The sequence below is a fragment of the Serratia sp. CoH_122_TC_1 genome, from assembly GCF_058191755.1.
Window position 1 is genome coordinate 350,765 of sequence record NZ_JBXWLA010000002.1, and the last position, 8,678, is coordinate 359,442.

The 8,678-nt window shown below is 52.6% G+C and carries 11 protein-coding genes and 1 pseudogene; all 12 read right to left on the reverse strand.

Going from position 1 to position 8,678, the window contains the following annotated elements:
- Window positions 1-39 precede the first annotated feature (39 nt).
- Window positions 40-588 carry a phage head morphogenesis protein gene (locus AC2FC2_RS04360; RefSeq protein ID WP_490658831.1) on the reverse strand — a complete coding sequence of 183 codons (549 nt, stop codon included), beginning with the start codon at window positions 586-588 and terminating at the stop codon, window positions 40-42.
- Between the two features lie 55 nt (window positions 589-643).
- Window positions 644-2,113, reverse strand: a complete 1,470-nt coding sequence (locus AC2FC2_RS04365; protein ID WP_490658817.1) for a DUF1073 domain-containing protein — start codon at window positions 2,111-2,113, stop codon at window positions 644-646.
- 214 nt (window positions 2,114-2,327) lie between these two features.
- Window positions 2,328-3,566, reverse strand: coding sequence for a PBSX family phage terminase large subunit (locus tag AC2FC2_RS04370; RefSeq protein WP_490658818.1), 1,239 nt, complete (start codon window positions 3,564-3,566; stop codon window positions 2,328-2,330).
- Window positions 3,567-3,637: 71 nt separating this feature from the next.
- Window positions 3,638-4,369 carry a terminase small subunit gene (locus AC2FC2_RS04375; RefSeq protein ID WP_490658819.1) on the reverse strand — a complete coding sequence of 244 codons (732 nt, stop codon included), beginning with the start codon at window positions 4,367-4,369 and terminating at the stop codon, window positions 3,638-3,640.
- A 513-nt stretch (window positions 4,370-4,882) separates the two neighbouring features.
- On the reverse strand, window positions 4,883-5,038 hold the full coding sequence (gene lysC, locus AC2FC2_RS04380) for an Rz1-like lysis system protein LysC (protein ID WP_490658832.1): 156 nt from the start codon (window positions 5,036-5,038) through the stop codon (window positions 4,883-4,885).
- Window positions 5,039-5,050: 12 nt separating this feature from the next.
- Window positions 5,051-5,431 (reverse strand): annotated as a pseudogene (locus AC2FC2_RS04385) (DUF2570 family protein); the annotation flags it as partial.
- Entirely contained in the window at window positions 5,428-5,868 is a 441-nt protein-coding gene (locus tag AC2FC2_RS04390; RefSeq protein ID WP_490658820.1) for a lysozyme, read from the reverse strand. The gene AC2FC2_RS04390 and the pseudogene AC2FC2_RS04385, both read right to left, overlap by 4 nt.
- Complete coding sequence (locus AC2FC2_RS04395) at window positions 5,852-6,202, reverse strand: phage holin, lambda family (RefSeq protein ID WP_490658821.1); 351 nt, start codon at window positions 6,200-6,202, stop codon at window positions 5,852-5,854. Before AC2FC2_RS04395 ends, AC2FC2_RS04390 begins: the two co-directional genes overlap by 17 nt.
- A gap of 271 nt (window positions 6,203-6,473) precedes the next feature.
- On the reverse strand, window positions 6,474-7,169 hold the full coding sequence (locus AC2FC2_RS04400) for an antitermination protein Q (protein WP_490658822.1): 696 nt from the start codon (window positions 7,167-7,169) through the stop codon (window positions 6,474-6,476).
- Window positions 7,166-7,522, reverse strand: a complete 357-nt coding sequence (locus AC2FC2_RS04405; protein WP_490658823.1) for a RusA family crossover junction endodeoxyribonuclease — start codon at window positions 7,520-7,522, stop codon at window positions 7,166-7,168. The genes AC2FC2_RS04400 and AC2FC2_RS04405 overlap by 4 nt, the downstream gene beginning before the upstream one ends.
- The gene (locus AC2FC2_RS04410; RefSeq protein WP_490658824.1) at window positions 7,519-8,490 is read right to left on the reverse strand and encodes a DUF968 domain-containing protein; all 972 of its coding nucleotides are present in this window, start codon (window positions 8,488-8,490) and stop codon (window positions 7,519-7,521) included. The genes AC2FC2_RS04405 and AC2FC2_RS04410 overlap by 4 nt, the downstream gene beginning before the upstream one ends.
- A partial coding sequence (locus AC2FC2_RS04415) for a hypothetical protein (RefSeq protein ID WP_490658825.1) occupies window positions 8,487-8,678 on the reverse strand: 192 nt, incomplete at its 5' end. The genes AC2FC2_RS04410 and AC2FC2_RS04415, both read right to left, overlap by 4 nt.

Sequence of the window (8,678 nt, forward strand, 5' to 3'; positions counted from 1 at the left end):
TAAATGGCGGGCATAAAAAAACCGCTCAACAGCGGTCTGTTATTTTCTCGGGCTGGGGATATCTACCTCAGACCAACATTTGCAATTTGGCAGGCATCCAGCGTGCCCTGTCATGCCGTCCAGTGTCGGAGGATTAGCCCAGTGCACAAATTTATTCCGCATCTTAAAATGTGAAGGCCGAGTGCCTGCACCTTCGATGCGCCACCAATACCCCTCTGAACCGACGGACAATGCGCGGGCCTGCGTCAGTGCACCAGTGGCGCGTCCTATTTCGGTGCGGGCAATCATCTTCGCCCTGCTGGCTGCTACATCGCCGGACTGCATGATCATCTCGTACAGCGCGTCGGGACGCTCACCGTTGATGGTCGCCTCTATTGCACGCTGCTGTATCTCGCGAACGCGGTCGGCGGCCTCCAGCGGCAGAGATTTCATTAACTGGATTTGCCGGTAAACGATATCCTGCGTCACCTGACCGATCGGCGTGTTGCCGACCACGTCCCGAAGTCCCTCAGAAATTTGCTGTGATACCGATCGCCACTGGTTCCACTCTTCGCGCTCAACCTGCAGGAACATCTTTTGCCCCACCATAGCGGCCCAATCGTCCAACACATGCGAATAGTCGATGAGGTGATCGGCAACCGTGTTAGCGCTGCCCTGGGAACCATCGTAGGAGCCAGTTACGATTTGGTTTATCTGGCTGACTATCCCCAGTAGGCTTTTCTGATACTGGATTTCTGAACGTCGGCGGAGCGCCGGTTTCAGATTCAGACTCCGCATACTGCGACTTCGCATCTTCAATATCCTTGTCGGTGATTGAACCGCCAATGCCGATCACGTCGGACAGGTTACGCAAGTCATTCAGGGCCGCTGCTGGCGACATGCCAATGTCACGAACGGCCGTTGCAAGGGCGCTGGCCACGTTGTTTGCCATCGTCGCACGGTCGGTGTCCGACATCTCCCAGAGCTTATTGAACTCAAAAGAGAAATCCTCCGGCAGTTTTTCGCCGAACTGAGAACGCCAGGTGATATCCATGAGCCAGCGAATGTGACGACGTAAACGGCGCTCCTGCAGCGAGTTAATCCGGCTGTAGTAGTTCTCCAGATCCCCATCACCGGTACTGAAACCGGATGGAGACTGTCCGAACAAACGCACCAGGGGAATGCCTGTGGCGCCGGAAACCTGCTCAGCAAATCGCAAGATGACATCAGCTATGCCAGAGAACGAGTAGCTATGCGTCGCGAACTCATCGTTCTTGTCCATGACGGTCATGCCTTCGATGGTCTGAAACTCACGGATCATGTCCATGTGCTTCATCAGCCCCTCTTCCAGGGCGCCACCGGTGGCGAGGATTTTGCGCAGCCCCTCGATGCTGTAGGTACGAAGGTGCGCCTTGTGGATCAGCTGCGTTACACCAGCCGTTGCGGTATCAAAGCCCTGGATGCGCTCGAAGATGCGTTCAATAACCGACATGCCCCAGCCGTTTTCTGTTATCGACTGCTGATAAGGTAGCGAGTCACCATCCATGCGGATCAGGCGGCTGTGGTGAATATTCCAGGCCGGAACCCCTTTTTGATTTGTCACCACCTTGTAATACTTCGGCTTGCCAAACTCTGGCCCGTAGTCGGTAACCGGGTCGTTGTAACTCGGATCGAGCTGCCAGCGGTCAAAGCACATCAGTCCCTTGAACTGCCCCTCTTTGATGCGGTCGAGGTTCAACGGGGTACTCATGTTTTGCCCTTCAATCAGCACTACCAGTACCGCGCCACCGTACAGCCGTGACCACTTAATCAAATCGTTCAGGCCGTCCCAAATTGCGGCGGAATCCCAGAAGGTTTCGACCTGGCCCTTCTGTCCCGGCTTCAGTTTGGAACTGATGTTGATGCCCTTGCGGGTCATATCGTCAGCGACGGCATCGACAGCGGCACCTACCAAGAACGATGACCGATAGGCAAATTCCAGCATCACGCGGTTACGGGTGATATACCCCGGCGTATAGGTGCCAGCAGATTGGATGTTTTGTGCCTGTGCGCCTAATTTGGCGGGGAAATTGTTATACCCGTCAGCTGTCGCAACGGGCTTTTTAGCGCCGTTTCGGCGATTTTTGCGGGCCATCTTTCCCTCTCTGAAAATTGTCGATTTAGACGAGTTTTTAACATAATGACTGTTAACCGCACCGACGAAACAGCGCTCACCTGCTGATTGCGCTCAGTGGATGATTTATCTGGTTTTTCTCGTCGGGATAGCTGAAAACGGACTGCATAAACAGTGCATAAAACAGGGGTGATTTTGCATAGCCGTTTTTTAAGTCCAAACGGCTATTTTGTCGTTACTGCTGCTTGCCGAGCGCGGCCCAAACTCCCAGATCGCCTTCGCTGGTGATGTATCCATCAAGCGAATAGCGCACCGCATCCCACAGGTGGTTGTGCTTGTCCACAACGACGGGCAACACTTCCCCGGTTAAGCGGTCGGTCTTGTAAGAGTAGAGCCTCGCCTCATCCACCATGTGCTTGCATCGCTCATGAATGATGATTTCCTCGAAGCCCTTCAGGTAGGCGATACCATCCTCAACGCTTCCGGGCCATTTGGCTGCCGCATCAATAACGAAACCTTGGCGCGATAAGTAACTGATCGTCTCAGGACGGCTACCATCACCATGTATGGGCCATCTGCGGGCTAATGGAATGCCAGGATACTTTTTCTCATCACCGGTTTTCCACTGGCTTAATTGATCGGCGGTTGCGCCCTCCTTCCCTGCGTAAAACTTCCACAGGTCGTCCAGCTCAACGCCTACACCGTATGCCTCATATTCGATATAGAGTTTTCGGCCAATAATGAAACATCGCACCAAGGTAGAAGGGTCATTAGCAAAACCGAAGTCTGCACCGAAGAACAACCGATCCGCCTCTAGCCATAGCTCATCAGAGAATGCCTCTACGCGATATTTGCCAGAGAAAATTACCGCTTCACTGATGGCACGTGGCATGCCTAACCAAATGTGTTCGTAGGCCTCAAAGTCAATGCGCTTGCAATACGCCATCTCCTGCCGGAGTACGTCCGGGAAAAAGGCGTTATCACAATAGTTGACCTTGCGAACAATCACACCACCATCCGGCGGATCCTCCTGGTGCCGGGTCATCAGTTTATAGGTCGGGTCGCTTTCCTCTCGCGGGTTGAACGATACCCAGACCTCTGACTTATTGGCACGCACTGTAGGGCCGAGAATATCCCAGCTATCCTGCGATACTGTCTGCGCCTCTTCTACCCAGCAAATTTTGATGCCGAACATCGATTTGATGGACTGAATATTGTTGCGCAGACCTTTGAAGGTAAATCGAGTGCCGTTTCGACCGGTGATTTCGTTATTTTTTACGGTGTAGAAGTGATTGAGGCCCAGCGCATAAATTTCCGCCTCCAGCAGCGCCAACACGGAATCACCGATTGAGTTTTGGAACTCCCGCGCACAGAGGATGATCATCGGGTCGATGGCGCCATGAATAACCAGAGCGCGCGCAATCTCTACCGACTTACCACCACCACGGCCGCCGTATGTCCAGCGCCAACGCACAGAACCGATCGGGGCGTCGTACAGAACGTCTGTCGCCCAGTCACTACTAAAGGCATACAGAACGCCGTCAATTATGACTGGGCTGTCTGCTTTCCCTCGCGCAGCTTTTCCATGTGAGCGGCCCAGACATCAGCCGAGCAGTTCGCCGGGGTTACAATGCAAACCTTGCCGTAACTCAGCCCAGCCAGATCTACATTCACCTCGGTTTTATTCGTGCTCATGTCGATGCCGGTCAGTTGCGCGGCGTTCTTCACGTTCGGGGCAACCTGACCAAATTTCTGATTTTTCAGCGCCTGTTGTGCAGATTTGTACGACAGCTCTGCCAGATGTCCAGCGTTGAACGAAACCAACAAAGCGGCATCGTTGCGCAGCTCCTTCACCCTGGCTTTTATATCCGGTCGGCGCAGTAACACTGAGGCCTGAGATTCTGCGTTCGTTGGCGCGTAGCCTGCGCAAACAGCAGCGTCTTTCCCCGGCATGCCCTGCGCAATATTCTGCGCAAACTGTTCATGCTGAGGTTTTAACAGGCTTGGGCTTTCTTGGTGGTCACCCCCTGCTTCACTGCCAGTAACAGGCGTATCGGCCTTAGGTGCCATTGGGGTTTGACTGTTTTGCGCACTCTGCGCACTGCGCACTTTCTTCTGCGCAATTTGCGCATCACTTTGCGCAGGCAGTTTTATGTAGCGGCGGGCTGTTGCGTAGTTTAATCCGTTAGCCTCACACCATGCCTTGGGGGAAACGTTGCTCTTGGCATGCTCGGTGAGGAACTGATTTTGCAATGCCCCCCAGTCCGGTTTTGCCATGCTCCCTCCAGAATAAAAAAAGCCACCAGCGCTACCCCCACAGCGAGCCAGAGTAACGAGGTGACTTTGCTTTGCGCATTACGCAGCACCTGGATAGATGCTCTGTGATGGGCAATAAAAAAACCGCCCAAAGGCGGTTGATGTAGGTGAAAGGCAGGCCAAGCTAATTGCGATTTACCGCCACTTCCAAGTATCCCTACTGGCACCGTGACCAGCATGGGGTTCGAGAATGGCAGTGTCACCTGAGCCCCTTGGCTTTTCATGTATTGACCATCCCTCGTTACAGGAATGGCGGGAGACACCCTAACGTCCCAGACGCGGGTATTAAAGGCTCAAAATGGTCGCCCATCTTGGTAATTCTCCCTACTCACTATCCTCTCTATTCTGTTACCCCTGGCTCAGGAACCCTGACGTAACGATCAGCGGTTGCTTAAGGGGAAGTCCAAAAACTGGGTCAAAAAGACCTCCTGAACTTTCCGTGGGTTAACAGTGAGATAATATCTGAAAAATTGGTTATCGCAAGCGTTGCTCGTTGTGGATAATTTCCCGCCATTGGTTCAGTGTGGCCACCTGTCCGGCGCAGATTGATAACGCTGTTTGCAGCGCCAGCGTATAGCTCAGAGCATCACCCCAGGTGTCTCCTTGCAGCGTTGGTAGCTCACATGGGATGAATACGGATTCAGGGGTAACAGCACTACCTGTTGCGGCGATACCGGCGTTTTGCTGCAGGAGGTCAATAACAGCGGCAGGCATAGGACTATTGCCACATTTATCGCTTTTGAGTGCATCGCGTAATTTCCTCTGGTACGTTTCCCCCTGCTGGCGTAGTTGCTGCTCTCTTCTCTGCTGCTCAGCCGCTAACACTCTGTTTTGCCGGTCTTGTTCTTGCAGAGTTGAGATTAGTCCTGACTGCTGCGCCAGCGTCTTTTCCTGCTCGGCCATCTGCTGCCGCGCCAACTCCAACCGATGCGACAACAACGAGCTATATCCACCCAGGAAGATTGATACCGCCAACAGGAGAAACATGCCTGTTCCTGATAATTTAACCAACCAGCCACTCATGACAGAAAAAGCTCACGCTCTGCCGCTCGGCGCTTTACAAGACCAGCCAACTTTACGCCACCAGCATTTACCCATTTACCGAACTCATTAGCAGCACCCTGCTTGTCACCTGCATTCAGTTTCCGCAACAAGGTTGATGTGCTCAGTGAGCGCAAGCCGAGGTTATAAGCAAAGCTCACCAACGCATCGAACTGGCCCTGTGTGATTTTTACCTTCACCAGCTGATTAACGCCCTGCTCATACTGAACAACGCCGCATTTCAACAGCCGATTAGCGGTAGCCTGGTCAATCACCATGCCGGGGCCAATCTTCTTGCCGTCTACCGGCTGAGTCCAGCCATAGCCGATAGTCCAGACGCCTACAGAGTCCGGGTAGGCTTTCAGCTCTAACCCTTCGAAGCGCTTAATCAGTTCGATGCCTTTATTGCTTATCTGCATTCTGATTGCCTCCACCGAACCTGTTCCCAATGAAATTTAGGAAGAACACTCGGAATTGCTCGACGCCAACAAAGCCAACACCGCCGCCCACGGCAATTGAAAGCGACCGTGGAAGATCGAAATACTCAAGTGCAGAGACGATTGCCAGTGTCAAAGTACCGCATAACAGGCCTTCCAGTAGCGTCTTTTTCCAACCACCGCCCGTATAGGCAGCGCGAAGAACCGCAGTAACAATGGCAAGAAGAACTGCACCTATTGGTGTCTCACCCCTCCACCATGCTTGTAAAATTTCCCCGAGGTCAGGGAGATTGTGCGGGTTAAATGGCATTTTCATGTCCTCCCCCTGTCGGGGCATTGCCCGATCTCCGGGTGATGAAAAGGGATAGCGCCGCGAATGCGGGCGACATAAGTCATTGAGTGAGGCATTGGGCGCTAAAGACGGAAAAACCCGCACGGAGGCGGGTTCTTTTAATGTGATAGTGGTGATTTGTCAGCCCGTAGGCATTGAAATCCCATCATTAAGACCAAATCTAGCCAAAATTATTCAATAATGCAAGACTTTGTTGATAAAATTTATAAAAATGTCGACATGTGCTTCAATCAAGTCAGTCTGATGTCACTCTACTAAGCGCCCTCTCTGCGGCTTCTGCGTCCTGATAACACTTACTGATCAGCATCAGATAAAAACGCTGCCAGTTTCTACTCCATGTAGGCTGACTCAAATCAGGTATCAAACCTTTAACCACCTTGTAAGCTGGCGCGGTCGTAGTGGGCTTTAATCCTGTCCCATGACATCTAATGCAGGTTTTTTCTATGGCCTTCCCATCTGCTTTTGTGGCTGCGATATCGTAGGTTTTGCCACTGCCGCCGCATCTACAGCGAGCTCGTTCTATGTCTGCCGTTCTGCAGAAGTCATCAACTGCCAGCTTTGAAAGTAGCACCATGCATCGTGCCATTTGTCTACCAGCAGCCTTACCAACCAGCTTTGGTGCCTGCTTAATGGCATGCTGAGCGAGTCTCTCGATTGCCTTCTCTCGTTCTGCCGCGTCCTTGTTGAATTTTGCATATAGCAGGCTTAATCCTTGCCCTTCTCTGGACTGAGTAATCCCAAGCGCCACCATGACATCGGTATAACCACCCTGCCCGCCGCCTTGGTATTGTGATGCTCTAACAACACGCCGTTCCTGCTGTATGCCATCCTGGCCAATCAGCATTTTGGATTGAGGCTTAATATCAGGCGCGGTGCTCATGATTGAAGGAGATTTTGGGCTACTGGCTAAAAGTGCGTGCTCTATTCTCATGCTATTTCTCCGATAATTATTTGGCCTACTTCGCCCCAAACCTTTGTTACTCGACCGTCCCAGATCCGGCAATCGTCCTCAAAAATGGCATCCAACAACGCCTTTTCCAGGTTGTCTTTGTCTGGCTTTTGCTGATGCGGCTTACCGGCCATGTCGGCGCGTTTCTTCTTGCTCCAGCTATCAGGCATGGGTAATACAAACGTCACGTGATAGCCGCTCTCAGGCAGTGATATGCGCTGCAATCTCACTTCGTCGCAGAATGCCCGATAGCGGAGAACTGGCGGCCGCTTGGCCCACCGGTCTTTTTGCGTTTGGCGTGGCTTTGGAATTGGCGTGATGAGATATTTCTTCATGCAATAGCTCCGATGCCAAAGGAGAAATCCAAGAACTGCGCCAGCAGATCGGTTTGGCTACCATGTTCCGCTTCCCATGCAGCAGGGTCGTCATGTAGGTTGCGGTGGCAGGTACGGCACAACGGAATTGTCAGATAGTCACTTGGCTTGGTGCCCATGCCACCTAAACCATGCCCGATGATGTGATGAGGGTCGTCAGCTCGCGCACCGCAGCCACAGCATGGGCGGGTCTTCACCCAGCGAGTGTATTTGCTGTCTTCGACGCGAGTTAGCTTAGGGCGGAGCATGAAGGCTTTCTGCGGTGCAGGGTCAACGGTGAAGCACTTAGCCACCTGTTTGCCGATTATTTCTGTCACCGCAGGCATGCAGTCCATATCGGACTCTTTACGAGTACCAGTAATGACCTTTGGCTCAGGAATGTTGGTAACAGTTCGCGCCACATCTTCAGGTATCAGATCAAACACACCTGACAGCATGGCCCACAGCATGAGCTCGGGGATAGTCAACTGGCCTTCAGATTTCAGGCGATGTTTAGCCGTAGCAACAACCCAGCGGGCAGCATTGCGGGCCGCGAGAATGTCCATACGTTCAGAACCAATTCCCCGCTTGTAGCAACCTGGGCAGATGCGAACGGCTGAATTCCCTAACCGCTCGGTGTCCAAAATTGTCGGGGGATGTTCATGCTTCTTGTACTGGCATTTAGTGAACTGAGTAGCCCAGGCTTCAATAGCGTTGATGCCCCCGCAAGCATTCGTAACACGCTCATGCTGGAAGAATGACTGCAGGCGCGGATCGTTCGCTATCTCATGCTCTACCGCTGGGAGAATACCCTCTGGTGTATCCTTGAACTCTTTCGGCAGCGTTGAAACCATAACACGGCCCGTCATGTGTAATGCCAGATCACCGCTTACAGGGATCAGTGCAATCCCCATGTCACGCTGTAATGCTGCTTTGACAATCGCTCTCATGCTTGTGCTCCTGTCATTGCGTAGGCTCTGGTTAACATTGGACGCCATTTCTGACGCGCTCCGGCTTCTTCAACATCGCCAAATCCGTTCTTGCGAGCTTGCTGCTGTGCGCGTTTTTCTGCAGCGTTCGCTGGCATACCTGCATCACGAATTAGGCGGTCAAATGACTCATCGAAATCTATCTCGGG